Consider the following 18,176-nt stretch of genomic DNA (forward strand, 5'->3'; position numbering starts at 1 on the left):
ACCGGTGGAGGTGGTGGTCGCCGGGGCGAGAGGATGCGGGCATGCATCTGCGACCGGCGACCGCTGCCGACTTCCCGTTCCTGCTGGAGATGTTGCTCGAGGCGTGCAGCTGGGACGGGACGCCCTGGTACGACGAGGCGAAGGTGCGGGCGGATCCGCGGGCGTGGCACTACCTCGACGGGTTCCCGCTCGACCGTGACTTCGGGGTGGTCGCAGAGCTCGACGGCTCCCCCGCCGGGGCGACCTGGGCGCGACTGCTGACCGCGGACGAGCCGGGCTACGGGTACGTCGCGGACGACGTACCCGAGCTGACCCTCGGCGTGGCGCCCGGGTTCCGGCGGCGTGGGGTCGGGCGGGCCGTGCTGACCGAGGTGATCGCGCAGGCCCGCGGGGCGTCGTACCGGCAACTGTCGCTCAGCGTCGACCCGGACAACCCCGCGCGGAACCTGTACGAGTCGCTCGGCTTCCGCAAGGTCGGCGTCGTGGGGACGTCCGATACGATGGTGCTGGATCTCTAGCCGAAACCGCGGACACGGAACTGCATGACGCGGTACGGCCAGCCGGCGTCGGTGTTCCACTGACTGACGGACAGGTGCAGGTCGGACAGCGTCGAGCCTGGGATCACGTACCCGCCGTACAGCTGGGCCACGTGGTTGTCGTCCTCGGAACCCCACGCACCGCCGTAGATCAGGGTCTGCCGGTACGCCGTGTAGAGGTTGGAGGTCGGCGTGTCCATGATCATCCCGTCGATCCGGTAGTCGCCGGCGTCGAACCAGGTCAGCACCCACTTCCCGCCGAGCGGCCGCAGGCTCATCTCGCCGAAACTGCCGTTCAGGATCGGGGTCGCCGGGTTGCCCCAGGCCCAGACGCCGTCGCGGTAGCCCCACGGCTCGTAGGCGCCCGGGTTCGCGATCTGTTCCTGGCGGACGCGCTTCAGGATGATCGGCTTGTTCCGCTGGAAACCGGTCGAGTAGACGTACACGTACCCGTCGTTCCCGAGACCCCAGGTGAGCAGCTGGAACATCCCGCCGTCGATGTTCGGGTCGAACTTCGCGCCGGTGTGGTACCAGCTCGCGCCGGAGTTGTCGGAGCGCCAGATCTCCGTCCACACGACGTTCCCGAGGCCCTTGTTCACCATCGCGTGCAGGTACATCGACCCGCCGATCGTGATCACGTCGGACGGCAGCACGGTCGAGAACGTCGGGTTGTCGTGCGGGTAGTCCCACAGCTGCTGCGCCGCGTCACCACCGACCGCGCCGGACCACGTCACGCCGGTGTTCAGGTCGGACGTCGTCGACCAGAGCGCGACCGGCGACCGCCACCAGCCGCCACCGACCCGCGCCTCTTCGAACGTGTCGCCGAACATAAACAGCAGCCGGCCGTCCGGCGTACGTGCCGGAATCCCGAGATCGGTCGCGGCCATCCGGAACCGGTCGGTCAACCCCGGCCCGGTCAGATCGGCCACCTTGTTGGTGACCACTGCCTGCGTACTGCCGAAGGCTCGCCCGGGTACGGCGGCAAGCACACCGGCACCGACCGCGGCCTTGAGGAATGTGGATCGCTTCATCATCTGTGGTGACTCCCAGCATCAACGGGGGCGGACTGATGGGAAATCGATTTCTGCCACACCATCCCGCACCGCCCCGCCGGAAGTCAACCCTCAACCGGTGCCACCAGGCATCCGTGAACGACGAGCCGGAGCGTTGCGGGGCGGTACTTCGGAAGAAAGTTTGCGCCTACCGCCGGAAATATTCCGCAAAGGGGCGGCGGGGTACTTCGCTGGCGGATATCGAGCGGGTTGGCGCACTACCTGCCGGTGGCGACCGGGCGGGTCGGGTCGGTGACCCACTCGGACCAACTGCCGACGTACACCGTGGCCGGGATGCCCGCGGTCTCCAGGGCCAGTGCCTCGTGGGCAGCTGTCACGCCCGAGCCGCAGTAGACCGCGACCTCGGTGTCGTCGGTGATGCCCAGGGCGGTGAACCGGGCGCGGAGGTCGGCGGGCGGGAGGAAGTGGCCGCTCTCCCCCACGTTCGCACCGGTCGGTGCGTTGACCGCGCCCGGGATGTGGCCGGCGACCGGATCCATCGGCTCCACCTCCCCGGCGAACCGCTCCGGGGCGCGCGCGTCGAGCAGGATCCCCTTGGCAGCCACTGAGGCTGCTCCATCCGCATCCAACACAGGAAGATGTCCCGGAGTCGCGATGAAACCGCCGACAACCTCGTCGGTGCTCACGTTGGCACCGGCGGAGGTGGTGTTGGAGCCAGCCGACACAGCTGGCGTGGGTTCGATCGAGGCCGCTGCTGCGGGTTCAGTCGAACCCGCCGGCGCAGGTTCAGTCGGAGCCGCTGCCGCTGGTTCAGTCGAACCCGCCGGTGCAGGTTCAGTCGAGGCCACTGCCGCGGGTTCAGTCGAGCCTGTTGGCGCGGGTTCATCCCAGCCCGCTCCGGCGGGCTCGGCCGAGCCCGCCGGAGCGGGTTCGCTCGAGCCAGCTGGTGCGGGTCCAGTTGGCACCTGTCCCTTGCCAGCCGAACCCCCGGTCGCAGCCGACCGTAGATCCTCGCCTGTCAGCTCTTCCCCACCAGCCGACCGTAGAACCCCACCTGTCAGCTCTTCCCTGCCGGCCGACGGTAGAGCCCCACCTGTCAGGTCTTCTGCGGCGGCTGATGGTGGGGGCTCGGTTGTTAGTTGTTGGTTGGCGGACTGCCAGGCGGCCAGTCCGCCGTCGAGGACTCGGACGTTGGTGAGGCCGAAGTAGCGGAAGGTCCACCAGGCTCGGGCTGCCGACATGGAGGTGGCGGCGTCGTAGACGACCACGGGGGTGTCGGCGGAGGTGATGCCCAGGCGGCGGAAGGTTGCCGTCACGGTGGTTGCGCTGGGCAACGGGTGGCGACCCGCCCCGGGTGGGCCGGCCAGTTCGGTGTCCAGGTCGACGAAGTGTGCGCCGGGGAGATGGCCGGCGTCGTACGCCTCGCGGCCGGGCGGACCGGCCAGGTTCCACGTCACGTCGGCGAGCACCGGAGTGGCGTCCAGGGCGAGCAGTTCCTCGACGGTGATCAACGGGCTCACGATGCGGCTCCTCCGAACGGCAGGACTTCGGGTGACAGGGTGGCGCGGGCGCGCGCCTGGGTGAGACGGCGGCGGAAATGCCGGCGGCACAGCACCTCGTACGAAATCTCGTGGTCCGCCGTCGCCATGTCACCTACCACCAGCTGCTCGCCTTCGGTCACCATCTCCCCACCGATCGTACGGGCGTTGTGCGTGGCGCGTTCGCCGCACCAGCACAGCGCCTCGACCTGGAGCAGCTCCATCCGGTCCGCGAGCTCGACGAGCCGCGCCGATCCGGGGAACAGCCGCGCCCGGAAGTCGGTCAGGATCCCGAAGCAGAACACGTCGATCTGCAGCTCGTCGACGAGCCGTGCGAGCTGCTCGATCTGCAGCGGGCTGTAGAACTGGGCCTCGTCGCAGACCACGTAGTCGATCCGCCCGCCGTGTGTCAGCTCGCCGACCACGTAGTCCCAGAAGTCGAACTCACCGCGCACCTCGACGGCCTCCGCGGACAGCCCGAGCCGGGACGAGAGCACCGACTCGCCGGCCCGGTCGTGGCTGGTGAAGATCCGGCCGAGCCGGCCGCGCGCCTTGTGGTTGTGGTCCATCTGCAACGCCAACGTCGACTTGCCGCAGTCCATCGTGCCGGTGAAGTACAGGAGCTCAGCCACGGGCGAACATCCTGCCAAGTCAACGGGCCGTCGCGCACTCCGGGGTGTGTCGGAGGGGTGGCTTGGGTTCTGAGCCCCGGGTCCGTTTGAATGAATCGTGCGCAAACCCCTGCTCCTCGTCCTGGCGGCCTGTCTGCTGGCCGCCTCCGTCGTCCGGCCGGCCGCCGCGGCGCCGGTTCGTTCCGAGGCCGGGCTGCGGGCGTACTTCGTGATCACCGCGCCGAACCAGACCGCCAAGGTCACCGGCGCGATCACCCAGAACGGCGGCGCGGTGTACGCGACGTACGACGCGATCGGGGTGATCGTCGTGCACTCGGCGGCGGCCGATTTCGCGGACAAGCTGCGCGGCGTCGACGGCGTACAGAAGGCGGGCGCGACCCGGACCACGGACCTGCCGGCGGAGGTCGGGAACCCGGCGATCCCGCAGCAGGTGCCGGAGGTGGCGACGACCCAGGCGGAGTCGGACCGCCCGGACATGGCACAGATCGGCGCGGATCGGGCCTGGACGAAGAACCCCGGGTCGAAGAACATCACGGTCGGCGTACTCGACACCGGTGTGGACGACCAGCATCCGGACCTGAAGGCGAACTTCGACGCGAGCAAGTCGGCGTCCTGCGCGTACGGCAAGGTCGATGCCCGCCCCGGCGCGTGGCGCCCGGTCGGCGAGCACGGTACGCACGTCGCGGGCACGATCGCGGCCGCGAAGAACGGCATCGGCATGATCGGCGTCGCGCCGGGCGTGCGGGTGTCGTCGATCCGGATCGCGGAGCCGGGCAGCCAACTGTTCTTCCCGGAGAACACGGTGTGCGCGTTCATGTACGCCGCCGACAAGGGCGTCTCGGTGACGAACAACAGCTACTACGTCGACCCGTGGCTGTTCAACTGCCCGAGCGACAAGGACCAGGACGCGATCGCCGAGGCGGTACGGCGGGCCGTCGCCTACTCGGACTCCAAGGGTGTCGTGAACGTCGCGGCCGCCGGCAACGAGGACTACGACCTGGCGAACAAGACCGACGACAACACCAGCCCGGACGACTCGACCGCGACCGACCGGCCGATCACCGACGACTGCATCAGCCTGCCGACCGAGCTGCCGAACGTCGTTGTGGTCGCCTCGGTCGACCCGTCCAGCCTGAAGTCCCCGTTCTCGAACTACGGCGCCGGCAAGATCAACCTGGCCGCACCCGGCCAGGCGGTCTACTCGACGGTGCCCGGCGGCGGCTACAAGATCCTCGAGGGTACGTCGATGGCTTCGCCGCACGTCGCCGGTGTCGCGGCCCTGCTCCGCAGCGTGAACCCGAAACTCACCCCCGCCCAGGTCCGGGCCGAACTCGCGCAGCAGGCCGACGACCTCGCCTGCCCGGCCGGTTCCGCGGCCCAGTGCACGGGGTCGACGGCGAACAACTCGTTCTACGGCGAGGGTCTGGTCGACGCGGCGGAGGCGGTCGGTGCCGCGGCCGCACATCCGCGGGGCGCGCTCGCGGTCGAGCAGCCGTCCGAGCAGCTCGGCCTCGGCGGGATTCCGGCGGTCCCGCTGCAGCTGGACGGCACCGGCGGCACCGGCGAGATCACCTACACCGCCGCCGGCCTGCCGCCCGGTCTCAGCATCGACAGGACGACGGGCTGGATCGTCGGCGTCCTCACCCCCGGCGCCGGCCGCTACAAGGTGACCGTCACCGCACGCGACGGCGACGCGAAGACCGCGACGACGAGCTTCTTCTGGGACGTCTGGAGCTTCTAGTCCGCCGCGTCGACGAGCAGCGGGATCTCCATCTCGTCCGGCGTCAGCGATCCGTGCAGACCGATCAGCCCGGCCTCCTGCGCGTGGCGCCGGCTGGCGACCAGTGCGAGTGGGCCGAGCGCCGCGACGATCACGTCACCGAGCCGCGGCGAGACGCGGTCCTCGACGACCGGGCCGAACCACCCGCGACCGATCGCCTCCTCGCGGGTCAGCACGAGCGCCTTCTCCCCGAGCCGCGCCCGGTACGTCGCCAGTACGTCGGCCTCCGCGCCGGGCACGCAGTACAGATGACGGAACCGGGACTCGCCGCCGACCAGGCTGACGCCGTCGGTCAGCGCGGGCTCCGCGTCCAGGTCGACGCGGTTCTCCGGCGCGACGTCGATCATCCCGTGGTCGGCGACGACGATCAGTACGGCGTCCCGCGGCAGCGCGGAGCGGACCTGCTGCGCGAACGTGTCGGCCGCCGTCAGCTCCTTCTGCCACTGCCACGAGTCGCAGCCCTGCTGGTGGCCGGTGTAGTCGAGCTGCGAGTCGTACACGTACACCAGCGACGACCGGCCTTCGCGGCTCGCGAATCTGGTCGCGTCCAGCCGGTCCTCGATGGTGTCGGCGCCGCGGTGCATGGTCCCGCGGAACGCGGCCGCGGTCAGACCTGATTTCTCGAACCGCACCTTGCTGACGTTCCGGGTGGCGACGCCCGCGGCCATTACCCGGTCGAACACGGTCCCGTGCGGCTGCCACCGCCGCGGATCGACCGGTGCGTCCCACTGCAACGCGTTCAGCAGCGCGCCGCTCTCGGGCACGATCGAGGTGTAGCCGACGATCCCGTGCGCGCCCGGCGGCAGGCCGGTACCGAGGCTGGTCAGGCTCACCGCGGTCGTCGACGGCACGCCTGCGGTCAGGCTGCGCCCGGTCAGCGACGACAGGTACGGCGCGGCCTCGGCGTACCGCTGCAACAGGTTCCACCCGAGGCCGTCGAAGAGCAGTACGGCGTACCGCGCCGCGGGCGGCAGGTCGAGGACGTTGGTCTCCCCCGGCACCGCCAGCGCGCCGGCCACCGACGGCAGCACGTCGGCGAGGGCACCACCGCCGTACCGCGGGGAAACCGGGTCGATCACCGCACTACCTGCTGGTCGCGAACGAGAGCGCCTTCGCGAACTCGAGCACCTGCTGGATCCCCGCCGGGCCGTCCGCGGCGGCGCTGATCCGCAGCGAGATGTCGTCGGCCGCGACCGAGCCGGTGTAGCCGTGGTCGGCCTCGCAGTTCGGGTCGGCGCAGACGGCCGGCTCGAGGTCGATCCGGTTCACCATGCCCCAGCCGATCGTCAGCACGACCTCGCCGCTGCCGGCCACCGCCGGGTCGGCCTTGCCGGTGGCGTAGCCGGCCGGGTTCGGTACGACGCGGTTCACCACGACCGCGTTCACCCGGTGCAGCGGGATCGCCTCGGTCGAGGTGGACGCGTACGGCGCGCGGATCAGCTCGTCGGCGGCGTGCTCGTCGGTGTGCCCGACGATCAGCCGGGTCGGGGTCAGCGCCAGGATCGTGATGTGCCGCCGGACCTCGTCCCGGTCGAACGTCGGCTCGTGCTGCAGGACATAGGCCCGGATCGGCTCGTCGGCGATCGCCACCTCGAGCGAGTCGGTCACCACGTCGGGGTAGTAGCCGCACCGATCGATCGCGTCGCGGAGGTCCGCCGACGCATCCGCGAGCTCCGGCGTATTCAGGTCACGCATGCCCTCATCCTTGCACGATCAGGGCGCCGAGCGTTTCACCCTTGTGGACAACCGGGATCAGTTCGCGCTCGCCTTCCGTAACACCGGCGCACCGGCGGCGCCCGCGACCGCGACCAGCACGAGCCCGACTACCACCTGCCCGAGCAGCAGGAACAGCCCCGAACTCCCGTGCGTGATCACCTTGCCGCCACTCAGCACCAGCCCGCAGAACGCTCCGAAACCGACCACAGGCAGGCCTACACCGAGCACCGGTACGACGGCGGCGAGTCGCGCGGCCCGTTCGATCACCCGCAGCGGTACGCCGGACCGCCGCAAGGCACGCGCCGGTGCCGCCTGGTCGAGCGCCGTACCGACCGCACCGGCAGCAGTGGACGCGGCCACGGTCAGGAACACCAGTGAGAGCAGCAATGCGACGCCGATCCGCATGTCCTGGAAGCTCGGGTTCTCGTTACCGGACGGCATGAACACCGAGATGAAGCCGGTCACGAAACCGGAGAGCACCAGCGCGGCCACGGGTCGGAAAGCGCCCTTGGGGTCGTCCACCAGTCGTCGGCCGGCCAGCAGGGTCACGGGCTTGTTGGCGCTGTTGGCCATCGCTTTGCCCACCAACTGCACCGCCCACGGCCCGATCACCCGTACAGCAAGGGCTGCGAAGCCCACACCGATCAGCAACGGCAAGAACGCTCCACGCAGCCCGTAGTACCCAAGAATCGCCGGACCGATGACCAGGAGACCAGCACGGAGTGCGGTGACGCCCTTGCGCGTCTGCCCGCGTACGACGCCCAAAGGCGTGATGCTGACGCGGCCGAGCCCGATGAGGGCGCTGGTCACAGAAAGAATCGGTACCGCGACCAGCACGATGAGGACCGTCCACCACTGCACAGTGATGTCACTGAGGTACCAACGACCGCCACCGAGCGGGATCTGCGCGATCAGCGGGCTCAACGCGGTGTAACCGACCAGCCCGACGACCGCGCCCGCAAAACCGAGCACGGCCTGCTCCACCGAGCTCAGCCAGAGCACCTGCGAACGTGTGGCTCCTGCGAGACGCAACGCGGCCAGTCTGTGCTCGCGGCGCTTGGCTGCGACGCCTGCTGCCTGTCCGACCAGGCTGAGGATCGGGAACAGCACCAGCGTGATGCCGAACGCGACCGCGACCAACAGGCCGAGCATGCGGCTGTCCCAGACATTGCTGTCGTTCCAGGTACTCAGGTACTGCGGGTGTCCGTCCGCAGAGATCGTCTTGACGCCACGGATGATCACGTACTCCTCAGGCGACGACAGGCCCTTACTACTGATGATGCCGGTCGGTGTCTCGCCCCAGTGCTTGGCGACCTCCGGCGACACGTAGACCTCACCGGGCTTCGGCGCGTGGTCGAGGCCGGGCGGTGCTGACTCGCTCGGCTTCAGCACCACGAGGTCGATCACCGTCGTACGGTGGCCGGCGAAGTTTTCGTCGTCCTTCACGGTCAGCATGCCGACCGCGGTCGACGGGTCGGCCTTGTCCGCGCTCCGCCACCCGATCCGGTCGGACCGGTGCGTCAGCCCGAGCGACCCGGCGATCAGGAACGTCACCAGCAACGCCACCACGGCCGTCGCTCCGAACGCGGCCAGGTTCGCGGCCCGCCCGCCAGGACCCGGCCGCCGGACGAACCGCAGGCCCAGGTCGGTCATCGGGCTCATCGCACGACTCCGGCCGACTCGCTCACGCGTCCGTCGACGATGTTCAGCGTCCGGTGGCAGCGGGCGGCGACCGCGTTGTCGTGCGTCACGACGACCACCGCGGCACCGCGGTACGTCGCCGCGCCCACCAGCAACTCGATCACCTGCGAGCCGGTCGTCGCGTCCAGTGCGCCGGTCGGCTCGTCGGCGAACACCACCTCTGGTTCGCCGACGAGCGCCCGGGCGATGGCGACGCGCTGCGCCTGACCGCCGGACAGCTCACCGGGGCGGCGGCCGACCTCGGCGGCCAGCCCGACCTGGGCGAGCGTGTTCCGCGCCCGCGCGATCGCGTCCCGGCGGCTCAGCCCGTCGACCATCAGCGGAAGCGCCACGTTCTCGTCGGCGGGCAGCTCCGCGAGCAGCTGGTTGTCCTGGAACACGAACCCGAGCCGGCGGCGCCGCAGTACCGTCCGGGCCGCGTCGTTCAACTGGTCGACCCGTTCACCGCCCAGCCACACCTCGCCCTGGTCCGGCGTGAGGATGCCTGCGAGGACGTGCAGCAGGGTCGTCTTGCCGTTGCCGCTGGGACCCATGACCGCGAGCGCCTCGCCGGAGCGGACGGCGACGTCCACACCGGCCAGACCGACGACGCTGCCGTAGTACTTGACGAGGCCGTGACCGCTGAGCACAACCTGGGGACTCTGGAAGTTCATACCGCAGAGCCTTTCGCGATCACCGCCCGCGAGCGTCGGACCACAGACCGGTCTTCGGATCGCCTGAGGACGCCTTTCGGCCATCCGGCGTACGACTCAGGTCGTACTGAACGCCGAGGGGAAGGCGTCCCGGTAGCTCGGGATACCACCGTCCGGGGTCGGCACGGACTCCGCGTTCAGCATCGCGTGCACGATCGCGCGGGTCAGTGTCCGGGCGCCCGCGGCGTACACGGTCTCCAGTTGGCCGAGCGCCGTCGGGTCGGTGACGCTCAGCCGCGGGCCTTCCGTCGTGGTGGAGAGCGCGAAGATGCTGTCGCCGTCGACGAGCGTGTGGATCGGGTCGATCGCCCGCGCCAGCCCGTCGTGCGCGATCATCGCCATCCGCTTGGTCGCGGCCTTGTCCAGCGGTACGTCGGTGGCGACCACCGCGATCACGGTGTTCATCGAGGGGCCGGGGATCAGGTTCCGCCCCGGCGCGGCGGCCGGCGGCTCCTCGGTCGGGGTCCGCAGCTGCGCGAACTCGTCGCCGAGGCCGAGCCGGGCGCCGTACAGGGTGCCGTCGGCGTCGATCGTGGAACCGGCCGCGTTCACGATCACCAACGCGCCGACCGTCGTACCGTCGTCGAACCGCACGCTGGCCGAGCCGACGCCGCCCTTGAGCGAACGCGCCCGGGCGCCCGTACCGGCGCCGTGGTTGCCGAGGGCAACCGGTCCGCCGGAGGCGGCGGCGATCGCGTCGGCGCCCCAGGACGGCTCCGGGCGAGCCTTGAAGTCGCCGCGGCGGCCCAGGTCGAAGATCACCGCGGTCGGCACGATCGGGACCACGTCGTGTTCCCCCTGGCCGACGCGCACGCCCTCGCCGCGTTCCTCCAGCCAGCGCATCACGCTGCCCGCCGTGTCGAGCCCGAAGGCGCTGCCGCCGGTCAGCACGATCGCGTTCACGCCACCGTTGGAGTTCACCGGCGACAGCAGGTCGGTCTCGCGCGTACCGGGCGCTCCCCCGCGCACGTCGACGGCCCCGACGGCGCCACCGGGGACGTGGACGACGGTCGTGCCGGTCAGGTACGGCGGGTCGAGGCGCTCGACCTGACCTACGTGGATGCCGGGGACGTCGGTGATCGCGTTGTGCGGGCCAGGTTGCATACCGACGATCCTAAATCCGGTTGCGGTGCTGCCTAGCGTGAACGGTATGAACGCCGATCAGTTGTGTGGTCTGCTCGCCGAGCCGTCGAGGTTGCGGACGTACTCCGCGATCGTCCTCGGCGCCGCGACTCCGGAGCAGGTGGCCGGGAGTACCGGGCTGGACGCGCCGGTGGTGGTGAAGGCGCTGCAGCGGCTGACGAAGGGCGGGCTGATCACGGCGACCCGCGACGGGTTCACGGCGGACGCCGGCGTGTTCAAGGACGCCGTACGGGAGAACCGTCCGGAGCGGGTGCCGCTGGATCCTGATCCGGCGCGGGACAACATCCTGCACTCGTTCATCCGGGACGGGCGGCTGACGCACTTCCCGACGTACCCGGACAAGTATCAGGTGGTTCTGGAGTACCTCGCGCAGAGCTTCGAGGCCGGCCGGGACTACCCCGAGTCCGAGGTCAACGCGATCCTCCACCGGTGGCATGCCGACCATGCCGCCCTGCGCCGAGGGCTGGTCGACGCCCGGCTGCTGGACCGGACGAACAGCGTCTACACCCGGACTACGTAAGCCTGCGGGCGGGAGTGTCCTGGCGGGGCTTCTCGTTCGGCGCGATGCGGATCCGGGTGTCGAGCACCGTCGCGCCCGTGGCGGAGACGAGGACCGAGCGGAGGTCCAGGCGGACCACTTCCTCGAGGTCCAGCGTCAGGCGGGACACGCGGTGCAGCAGGTCCTCGATCGCGGAGATGTCCACCGGGTCCGAGCCGCGGTAGCCGTACAACAGCGGCGCCGCCTTCACCTCGCGAACCATCTCCGCGGCGTCCCGCGTGGTCAGCGGCGGCATCCGGTACGAGCGGTCGCCGAGCAGATCGGTCGCCACCCCGGACAACCCGAACGTGACCACCGGCCCGAACGACACGTCCTCGATCGTCGAGATCACCACCGGCACCCCGGGCGGCGCCATCTTCTGGACGACGAACTGCGCCCGCCCGGGATCCGCCGCCACCCCGAACGTCCGGGTCATCTCCGCCCAGGCGGCCCGCATGTCGTCCTCGTCGTGGATGTGCCGCCAGATGTCGGCCAGGTCCGGCCGCATCCGCCACTGCTCCGCGGTCGCCTTCAGGATCACCTCGAAGCCGAGGTCCGCGGCCCGCGCGACCGCCTCGTCACCGCTCAGCACCGGGAACGCCGGCAGCACCGAGATCCCGTAGAAGCTCAGCAGCCGCTGCCGGTCCGCCTCGTCGAGGTCCCGGCCGGAGGGGTACCGCTGCAGGTACTCCGCGACGAAGTCCTCGCCGCCGGCGGTGTCGATGTCCGGCAGGTCGGGGATCCGGCTGTCCGACCGGCGACGCCACTCGGCGTACTGGGTCGCCTTCGCGAGCGCGCCCACGGCGTACTGCGGGTTCAGGAACGACGGGATCGAGCCGCGCGCCGCTCCCCCGTCCTCGTCCGGCACCCGCAGCTCCTCGGGCACGCTCCGGGACGCGAGGAACGTCGACACGACCGGCTTGTCCGAGTCGGCCGCAGCCGCCGCGAGCACCTGGGCGATCTCGCCGCCGCTGGACTGCACCGGCGGCGTGTAGATCACCACCACCGAGTGCACCTTGTCGTCGGAGAACACCTCGGACAACGCCAGCCCGAAGTCCGACGGGGTCGCGTCCGCCCGGAGGTTCCGCGGCTCCCCCGCGACCTCGAGCCCGCAGCTCGCCATCGTGTCCAGGGCGAGCAGCGTCAGCGCGTCGGAGTTCGAGACGATCGCGACCCGGCGGCCCTTCGGCAGCGGCTGGTGCGCGAGCAGCTGGGCGACGTCGAACAGTTCGCCGGTGGTGTCCACGCCGATCAGCCCGCTCTGCCGGAACATCGCCTCGATGGTTGCTGGAGGCAACTGGCTGCGCCGGATCAGCTGCCCGACCGGCACCCCCTGGGTGGCCCGCCCGGACTTCAGCGCGACCACCGGCTTGCGGCCGGCAAGCCGTCGCGAGACCCGGCTGAACTTGCGCGGGTTCCCGAGCGACTCGAGGTACAGCAGCACGACCTCGGTGGCCTCGTCGGAGTACCAGTACTGCATCAGGTCGTTGCCCGAGACGTCGGCACGGTTGCCCGCGGACACGAAGCTCGACAGGCCGAGGCCACGGCCGACCATGTCGGCCAGGATCGGTACGCCGAGCGCTCCGGACTGGCAGAAGAACGCGACCCGCCCCTTGCTCGGCATCAGCGGCGACAGCGTGGCGTTCAGCGAGACGCCGGTCGCGGTGTTGATCAGCCCGAGCGCGTTCGGCCCGATCACCCGCATCCCGTACGAGCGGGCCAGGCCGACCAGGTACCGCTGCCGCTGCCGTCCCTCGTCGCCGATCTCGGCGAACCCGCTCGACACCACGACCAGCCCGCGCACACCCTTCGCGGCGCAGTCCAGCACGACGTCCGCGACCATCTCGGCCTTCACCGCGACCACCGCGAGATCGACCGTGTCCGCGACCTCGCGGATCGTCGGGTACGCCGGGACGCCCTCGATCTCGGTACCGGGAACAGCCTTCGTGTCGGTGTTCACGGCGTACAGCCGACCGGGGAAGCCGCCGTCCCGGAGGTTCCGCAGCAGCGCGTTGCCGATCGTGCCTTCCCGCCGGCTCGCCCCGATCACGGCGACACTGCCCGGCGTCAGCAGCCGGGCAATGGAGAGCGCCTCGGAGCGCTGCTCCCGCGCCTGCATCACGCCGAACGACGTGTCGGTCGGCGCGATGTCGAACTCGACCATGATCACGCCGTCCTCGAACTCCCGGGCGACCTTGTAGCCGGCCTCGGTGAAGACCGTGATCATCTTCCGGTTGTCCGGCAGCACCTCGGCGACGAACCGGTGGATGCCGTTCTCCCGGGCGGCCTGCGCCAGGTGTTCGAGCAGCAGCTGGCCGAGCCCGCGGCCCTGGTGCGCGTCCTCGATCAGGAACGCGACCTCCGCCGTACTCCGGCCGGTGCCCTCGTACCGCCCGACGCCGATCATCTCGTCACCGACCGTGACGATCAGCGCGAGCCGCTGGTGGTAGTCGACCTGCGTGAACCGCGCCACGTCCCGGTCGGACAGTTCCGGGTACGGCGCGAAGAAGCGGTAGTACTTGGACTGCTCGGACACCCGGGCGTAGAACGCGACCAGCAACTCGTCGTCGCCCGGCGTGATCGGCCGCAGGTGCGCGGTCGCGCCGTCCCGCAGGACGACGTCGGCCTCGTACTCCGCCGGATAGCCGTCCGGGAGCTCGTGGTCATACTGGTCCGGCACCCAGACAGCGTACTCAAACAGACACACCCCAGGAGCGGAATTGGTCGAGCGGATCGCGCCTGTCCTGGTGTTCCTGGTCGCGGTGACCGTGATCGCCGAGCTCGCCGACCAGGCGAAAGTGTTCGACGTCGCCGCGCGGGAGGCGGCGCACCTGGCCCGCGGCCGGGTGTGGCGGCTCTGGCTGCTCGTCGTCGCGCTCGCCACCGGCCTCACGATCGTGCTGTCCCTGGACACCTGCGCGGTCCTGCTGACGCCCGTGGTGCTGTCGATGGCCCGCCAGCTCAACATCCCGCCGAAGCTGTTCGCGTTCACGACGGTCTGGCTTGCCGGTACGGCGTCGTTGCTACTGCCCGTGTCCAACCTCACGAACCTGCTGGCGGTGCATCCGTTCCGCCAGTTGGACGTGAGCTACCTGTCGGTCAGCTGGCGCCCGGCGATCGCCTCGATCGTGATCACGGTGCTCGTGCTCGCCGCGCTGTTCCACCGCGACCTGCCACGGACGTACGACGTACCGCCGACGCCACACGTCGAGGACAAGGTGCTGTTCTGGGGCGCCACCGCGGTGTGCGTGCTGCTCGGACCTGCCTTCGTCTCAGGGGTCCAGGTGGCGTACCCGGCCACGATCGGGGCGCTCATCCTGGTCGGTCTGTTCGCCGTACGTCGCCGGAGCGCGCTGAGGTGGTCGCTGCTCCCGGTCAAGCTGGTCGTGACGGTCGTGGTGCTGTTCACCGTCGTGGGTTTCCTCAGCTCGCACGGGCTCGAGGACGTACTACGGCGCGTAGCCGGGACCACGTCCGAGCTGCGGCTGAGTGCGACGGCCGCGGTCGGCGCGAACCTGTTCGACAACCTCCCGGCGTACCTGGCGATGGAACCGGTCGCGTCGGACAGCGCGCATCGCATGATGGCGCTCCTGATCGGCGTGAACTGCGGCTGCCTGCTGACCCTCTGGGGCTCCCTCGCCACGCTGCTCTGGAGGGCCCGCTGCGACGCGGCCAGAGTCTCCATCTCGTGGTGGTCGTTCCTGTGGCGCGGCCTGATTCTCACGCCACTCGTTGTGGCAGGCGCCGTACTCGCCCTGAATGGGTAATGTGCGCTGCATGGCGACGGAGCAGAGCACTTCGGAGGTCACCCGGGAGTTCCGGGCGGCGCGGGACTTCCTGGTGGCGCATCGGGACGACTACGAGACGGCGTACCGGGACTTCCGCTGGCCGCGGTTCGAGCGGTTCAACTGGGCGCGGGACTGGTTCGACGCGCTCGCGGTCGAGCAGCCGGAGGTCGCCGCGCTGACGATCGTCGAGGAGGACGGCGAGGTCAACTCGCGGACGTACGCCGAGATGGCCGAGCGCTCGCGCAAGGTGGCCGGCTGGCTGACCACGGCGGGGCTGAAGCCGGGCGACCGGGTGCTGATCGTGCTGGGCAACCAGGTCGAGCTGTGGGAGACCATGCTCGGCTGCATCCGCGCCGGCGCGGTGATGATCCCCGCGACCACGCTGCTCACCGACGCCGACCTGGCCGACCGGATCTCCCGCGGCAACGTACGCGCCGTGGTCACCAGCGGAGCCGACGCCGGACGGTACGCCGGGATCGCGGACCACTGCATCCGCGTCGCGGTCGGTGCACCGGCCGACGGGTGGCTGAACTATCCCGACTCCGAAAACTACGACGACCCGGTCCCCGAGGTCGACACGGCCGCGGACGACTCGCTGCTGCTGTACTTCACCTCCGGTACGACGAGCCAGCCGAAGCTGGTCGAGCACACGCAGGTCAGCTACCCGCTCGGGCACCTGTCGACGATGTACTGGATCGGCCTGCAGCCCGGCGACGTACACCTCAACGTCTCCTCCCCCGGCTGGGCCAAGCACTCGTGGAGCAACGTCTTCGCCCCGTGGAACGCGGGCGCGACGGTCTTTCTCTACAACTACACCCGCTTCGACGCGGCGAAGATGCTCGACGTGCTGGCGACGTACGGCGTCACCACGTTCTGCGCGCCGCCGACGGTCTGGCGGATGCTGATCCAGGCCGACCTGTCCGCGGTCGACGTGAAGATCCGCGAGTGCATCTCGGCCGGTGAGCCGCTGAACCCCGAGGTGATCGAGCAGGTCCGGAACGCCTGGGGCATCACGATCCGGGACGGGTACGGGCAGACCGAGACGACCGCGCAGATCGGGAACCCGCCGGGCCAGCCGGTGAAGCTCGGCTCGATGGGCCGCCCGCTGCCCGGGTACACGATCGCGCTGATCGACCCGTCCACCGACGAGATCGGCGACGACGGCGAGATCTGCATCGAGCTGGCGCCCGCGCCGGTCCCGCTGATGCGCGGGTACCGCGACGCCGACGAGCTGACCGCCGAGGTGATGCGGAACGGGCACTACCACACCGGCGACGTCGCCAGCCGGGACGCGGACGGCTACATCACGTACGTCGGGCGCTCGGACGACGTGTTCAAGGCCAGCGACTACCGGATCTCGCCGTTCGAGCTGGAGTCGGTGCTGATCGAGCACCCGGCCGTCGCGGAGGCCGCCGTCGTACCGTCGCCGGACCCGGTGCGGCTCGCCGTACCCAAGGCGTACGTCGTGCTCGCCGCCGGGCACGAACCGTCGCGGGAGCTGGCCGGGGAGATCCTGGCGTTCTGCCGCGACCACCTCGCGCCGTACAAGCGGATCCGCCGGCTCGAGTTCGCCGAACTGCCGAAGACCATCTCCGGCAAGATCCGCCGCGTCGAGCTGCGCGCGGACGAGGCCGCCAAGGTCGAGAGCGGGAACGCCGGGCAGACCTACGACGAGGCCGACTTCAAGTAAGTGTCCTTCCACACCGGCCTGGGCTGGTCGGCGCTCGTCGTCCTGCCGTTACTGATCGCGATCGGCGTCGTCGCGTCCCGGTACGCCGGGCTGCGCCACGACAAGGGCATCGTCACCGCCGCGCTGCGGGCCGTCCTGCAGCTGGCGGCGATCGGCCTGGTGATCGGGGTCGCGCTGCAGCACACGCTCGGGGCGATCGCGTTCGTGCTGCTGATGTTCGTGGTCGCGACCGTGACCAGCACGCGGCGGCTGCGCGGTACCGCGGTGATCCCGCGGCAGTGGCTGTACTGCGCGGCGGCGATCGGCTCGGGCGCGTTCGCCGTACTGCTGCTGCTCATCCTGCCGGGCGTGGTGCCGCGCAACCCGGCGAGCATCCTGCCGATGGGCGGCATCATCGTCGGCGGGACCATGACCGCGACCACGTTGGCCGGGCGGCGCATGCTGGGCGAGTACAGCACCCGGTACGGCGAGTTCGAGGCGGGCCTGTCGATCGGGCTGATGCAGCCGGACGCGTTCAAGCTCGTCGTCGGCCCGGTCGCCGGCGACGCCCTGCTCCCGGCGCTCGACCAGACCCGGACGGTCGGGCTGGTGGCGCTTCCCGGCGCGTACGTCGGCATGCTGCTCGGCGGGGCGTCGCCTGTCCAGGCCGCCGCGCTGCAACTCGTCGTACTGATCGGGCTGGTCACGGCGGAGGCGATCGCGATCCTGGTCCTCACCGAGCTGCTCTGCCGCGCGCAACTTCCGGACGGGCGTACGGTTACCCCATGAGTGACGACAAGGGCATCTTCAGCCGCATCGACGCATTGGTGGCCGAGGAGCACGAGCTCCGTACCAAGCACGCCGCCGGCCAGATCGACAACACCGACGAGCAGTCCCGCCTCAAGGCCCTCGAGGTCGAGCTCGACCAGTGCTGGGACCTGCTCCGCCAGCGCCGCGCCAAGCGCGAGTTCGGCGAGAACCCCGACGACGCCCAGGCCCGCTCCACCGACACCGTCGAGGGCTACCTCAACTAGGCCCGAGCCGCCGCCATTCGATGGCCGGGCAGTGGTCCATCACCATCGTGAGCCCGGCCGCCGTCGTCCGCGCGTAGGCGGCCTGGTCCACCACGTCGAGCTGGAACCAGACCGCCTTCGCGTTGACGGAAACCGCCTGGTCGGCGATGTCGCCGGCCAGGTCGGAGCGGACGAAGACGTCCACGCAGTCGACCGGGAACGGGATCTCGGCCAGTGTCGCGTACCCCTGCTCGCCGTGGACCGTCTCCGCGGACGGGTGCACCGGGACGATCCGCTTCCCGTGGTCCTGCAGGAAACGGGCCACGCCGTACGCCGCGCGACTCGTGTTGTTCGACAGCCCGACCACGGCCCAGGTGTCACACTCGGCCAGGATCTTCCGGATCGCCTCGTCCATCG

At 70.3% G+C, this 18,176-nt stretch carries 17 protein-coding genes and 1 pseudogene; 7 read left to right on the forward strand and 11 right to left on the reverse strand.

All coding sequences use genetic code 11. The annotated features are described in order from the left end of the window. Positions 1–41 precede the first annotated feature (41 nt). On the forward strand, positions 42–518 hold the full coding sequence (locus ACQHIV_RS10125; protein ID WP_427893227.1) for an N-acetyltransferase family protein: 477 nt from the start codon (positions 42–44) through the stop codon (positions 516–518). Here ACQHIV_RS10125 and ACQHIV_RS10130 read toward each other — a convergent pair. The 4 genes and pseudogenes from ACQHIV_RS10130 to ACQHIV_RS10145 form a co-directional block, all read right to left on the reverse strand. Next, on the reverse strand, positions 515–1,570 hold the full coding sequence (locus ACQHIV_RS10130) for a DUF4185 domain-containing protein (RefSeq protein ID WP_427893228.1): 1,056 nt from the start codon (positions 1,568–1,570) through the stop codon (positions 515–517). The two genes, ACQHIV_RS10125 and ACQHIV_RS10130, sit on opposite strands and share 4 nt — an antisense overlap. Before the next feature lie 236 nt (positions 1,571–1,806). After that, positions 1,807–2,154: a sulfurtransferase gene (locus ACQHIV_RS10135; protein WP_427896450.1), complete on the reverse strand. Its 348-nt coding sequence runs from the start codon at positions 2,152–2,154 to the stop codon at positions 1,807–1,809. A gap of 558 nt (positions 2,155–2,712) precedes the next feature. Then, positions 2,713–3,159, reverse strand: a pseudogene (locus ACQHIV_RS10140) (sulfurtransferase); the annotation flags it as partial. Continuing rightward, the gene (locus tag ACQHIV_RS10145) at positions 3,066–3,719 is read right to left on the reverse strand and encodes a thymidine kinase (protein ID WP_427893229.1); all 654 of its coding nucleotides are present in this window, start codon (positions 3,717–3,719) and stop codon (positions 3,066–3,068) included. The gene ACQHIV_RS10145 and the pseudogene ACQHIV_RS10140, both read right to left, overlap by 94 nt. A 97-nt stretch (positions 3,720–3,816) precedes the next feature. On the opposite strand from ACQHIV_RS10145, the gene ACQHIV_RS10150 reads away from it, so the two are divergent. Continuing rightward, positions 3,817–5,460, forward strand: coding sequence for a S8 family peptidase (locus ACQHIV_RS10150; RefSeq protein WP_427893230.1), 1,644 nt, complete (start codon positions 3,817–3,819; stop codon positions 5,458–5,460). Here ACQHIV_RS10150 and ACQHIV_RS10155 read toward each other — a convergent pair. The 5 genes from ACQHIV_RS10155 to ACQHIV_RS10175 form a co-directional block, all read right to left on the reverse strand. After that, the gene (locus ACQHIV_RS10155; RefSeq protein WP_427893231.1) at positions 5,457–6,578 is read right to left on the reverse strand and encodes an alkaline phosphatase family protein; all 1,122 of its coding nucleotides are present in this window, start codon (positions 6,576–6,578) and stop codon (positions 5,457–5,459) included. The two genes, ACQHIV_RS10150 and ACQHIV_RS10155, sit on opposite strands and share 4 nt — an antisense overlap. Before the next feature lie 4 nt (positions 6,579–6,582). Beyond that, positions 6,583–7,194, reverse strand: a complete 612-nt coding sequence (locus tag ACQHIV_RS10160) for a DUF5998 family protein (protein WP_427893232.1) — start codon at positions 7,192–7,194, stop codon at positions 6,583–6,585. A 57-nt stretch (positions 7,195–7,251) separates the two neighbouring features. Further along, positions 7,252–8,877 carry an FtsX-like permease family protein gene (locus tag ACQHIV_RS10165; protein WP_427893233.1) on the reverse strand — a complete coding sequence of 542 codons (1,626 nt, stop codon included), beginning with the start codon at positions 8,875–8,877 and terminating at the stop codon, positions 7,252–7,254. After that, positions 8,874–9,569: an ABC transporter ATP-binding protein gene (locus tag ACQHIV_RS10170; protein ID WP_427893234.1), complete on the reverse strand. Its 696-nt coding sequence runs from the start codon at positions 9,567–9,569 to the stop codon at positions 8,874–8,876. Before ACQHIV_RS10170 ends, ACQHIV_RS10165 begins: the two co-directional genes overlap by 4 nt. A gap of 96 nt (positions 9,570–9,665) precedes the next feature. Beyond that, entirely contained in the window at positions 9,666–10,712 is a 1,047-nt protein-coding gene (locus ACQHIV_RS10175) for a P1 family peptidase (protein WP_427893235.1), read from the reverse strand. 46 nt (positions 10,713–10,758) lie between these two features. Between ACQHIV_RS10175 and ACQHIV_RS10180 the strand changes: the two genes are divergently transcribed. Then, a complete protein-coding gene (locus ACQHIV_RS10180; RefSeq protein ID WP_427893236.1) occupies positions 10,759–11,271 on the forward strand; it encodes a DUF2087 domain-containing protein in 513 nt (170 codons plus the stop codon). On the opposite strand, the gene ACQHIV_RS10185 is transcribed toward ACQHIV_RS10180, so the two are convergent. Further along, the gene (locus tag ACQHIV_RS10185; RefSeq protein ID WP_427893237.1) at positions 11,264–13,969 is read right to left on the reverse strand and encodes a GNAT family N-acetyltransferase; all 2,706 of its coding nucleotides are present in this window, start codon (positions 13,967–13,969) and stop codon (positions 11,264–11,266) included. The two genes, ACQHIV_RS10180 and ACQHIV_RS10185, sit on opposite strands and share 8 nt — an antisense overlap. A 40-nt stretch (positions 13,970–14,009) precedes the next feature. On the opposite strand from ACQHIV_RS10185, the gene ACQHIV_RS10190 reads away from it, so the two are divergent. Genes ACQHIV_RS10190 through ACQHIV_RS10205 form a run of 4 tightly spaced genes read left to right on the forward strand, consistent with a single transcriptional unit; the run spans position 14,010 to position 17,780 of the window. Then, complete coding sequence (locus ACQHIV_RS10190; protein WP_427893238.1) at positions 14,010–15,056, forward strand: SLC13 family permease; 1,047 nt, start codon at positions 14,010–14,012, stop codon at positions 15,054–15,056. A 10-nt stretch (positions 15,057–15,066) separates the two neighbouring features. Further along, the gene (locus ACQHIV_RS10195) at positions 15,067–16,767 is read left to right on the forward strand and encodes an AMP-binding protein (RefSeq protein ID WP_427893239.1); all 1,701 of its coding nucleotides are present in this window, start codon (positions 15,067–15,069) and stop codon (positions 16,765–16,767) included. Continuing rightward, a complete protein-coding gene (locus ACQHIV_RS10200; RefSeq protein WP_427893240.1) occupies positions 16,768–17,535 on the forward strand; it encodes an ABC transporter permease in 768 nt (255 codons plus the stop codon). Next, positions 17,532–17,780, forward strand: coding sequence for a DUF2630 family protein (locus ACQHIV_RS10205; protein ID WP_427893241.1), 249 nt, complete (start codon positions 17,532–17,534; stop codon positions 17,778–17,780). The genes ACQHIV_RS10200 and ACQHIV_RS10205 overlap by 4 nt, the downstream gene beginning before the upstream one ends. On the opposite strand, the gene ACQHIV_RS10210 is transcribed toward ACQHIV_RS10205, so the two are convergent. Then, the gene (locus tag ACQHIV_RS10210; protein ID WP_427893242.1) at positions 17,773–18,174 is read right to left on the reverse strand and encodes a CoA-binding protein; all 402 of its coding nucleotides are present in this window, start codon (positions 18,172–18,174) and stop codon (positions 17,773–17,775) included. The two genes, ACQHIV_RS10205 and ACQHIV_RS10210, sit on opposite strands and share 8 nt — an antisense overlap. Positions 18,175–18,176: the final 2 nt, after the last annotated feature.

The sequence above is a fragment of the Kribbella polygonati genome (assembly GCF_050320105.1).
Taxonomy (GTDB): Bacteria; Actinomycetota; Actinomycetes; order Propionibacteriales; family Kribbellaceae; genus Kribbella.

Excerpts from the sequence above, each read along its gene's own strand:
- ACQHIV_RS10125 (WP_427893227.1), top strand. The coding sequence starts at position 42 with ATGCATCTGCGACCGGCGACCGCTGCCGACTTCCCGTTCCTGCTGGAG.
- ACQHIV_RS10130 (WP_427893228.1), bottom strand. The coding sequence starts at position 1,570 with ATGATGAAGCGATCCACATTCCTCAAGGCCGCGGTCGGTGCCGGTGTG.
- ACQHIV_RS10160 (WP_427893232.1), bottom strand. The coding sequence starts at position 7,194 with ATGCGTGACCTGAATACGCCGGAGCTCGCGGATGCGTCGGCGGACCTC.
- ACQHIV_RS10165 (WP_427893233.1), bottom strand. The coding sequence starts at position 8,877 with ATGAGCCCGATGACCGACCTGGGCCTGCGGTTCGTCCGGCGGCCGGGT.
- ACQHIV_RS10170 (WP_427893234.1), bottom strand. The coding sequence starts at position 9,569 with ATGAACTTCCAGAGTCCCCAGGTTGTGCTCAGCGGTCACGGCCTCGTC.
- ACQHIV_RS10175 (WP_427893235.1), bottom strand. The coding sequence starts at position 10,712 with ATGCAACCTGGCCCGCACAACGCGATCACCGACGTCCCCGGCATCCAC.
- ACQHIV_RS10180 (WP_427893236.1), top strand. The coding sequence starts at position 10,759 with ATGAACGCCGATCAGTTGTGTGGTCTGCTCGCCGAGCCGTCGAGGTTG.
- ACQHIV_RS10195 (WP_427893239.1), top strand. The coding sequence starts at position 15,067 with ATGGCGACGGAGCAGAGCACTTCGGAGGTCACCCGGGAGTTCCGGGCG.
- ACQHIV_RS10205 (WP_427893241.1), top strand. The coding sequence starts at position 17,532 with ATGAGTGACGACAAGGGCATCTTCAGCCGCATCGACGCATTGGTGGCC.
- ACQHIV_RS10210 (WP_427893242.1), bottom strand. The coding sequence starts at position 18,174 with ATGGACGAGGCGATCCGGAAGATCCTGGCCGAGTGTGACACCTGGGCC.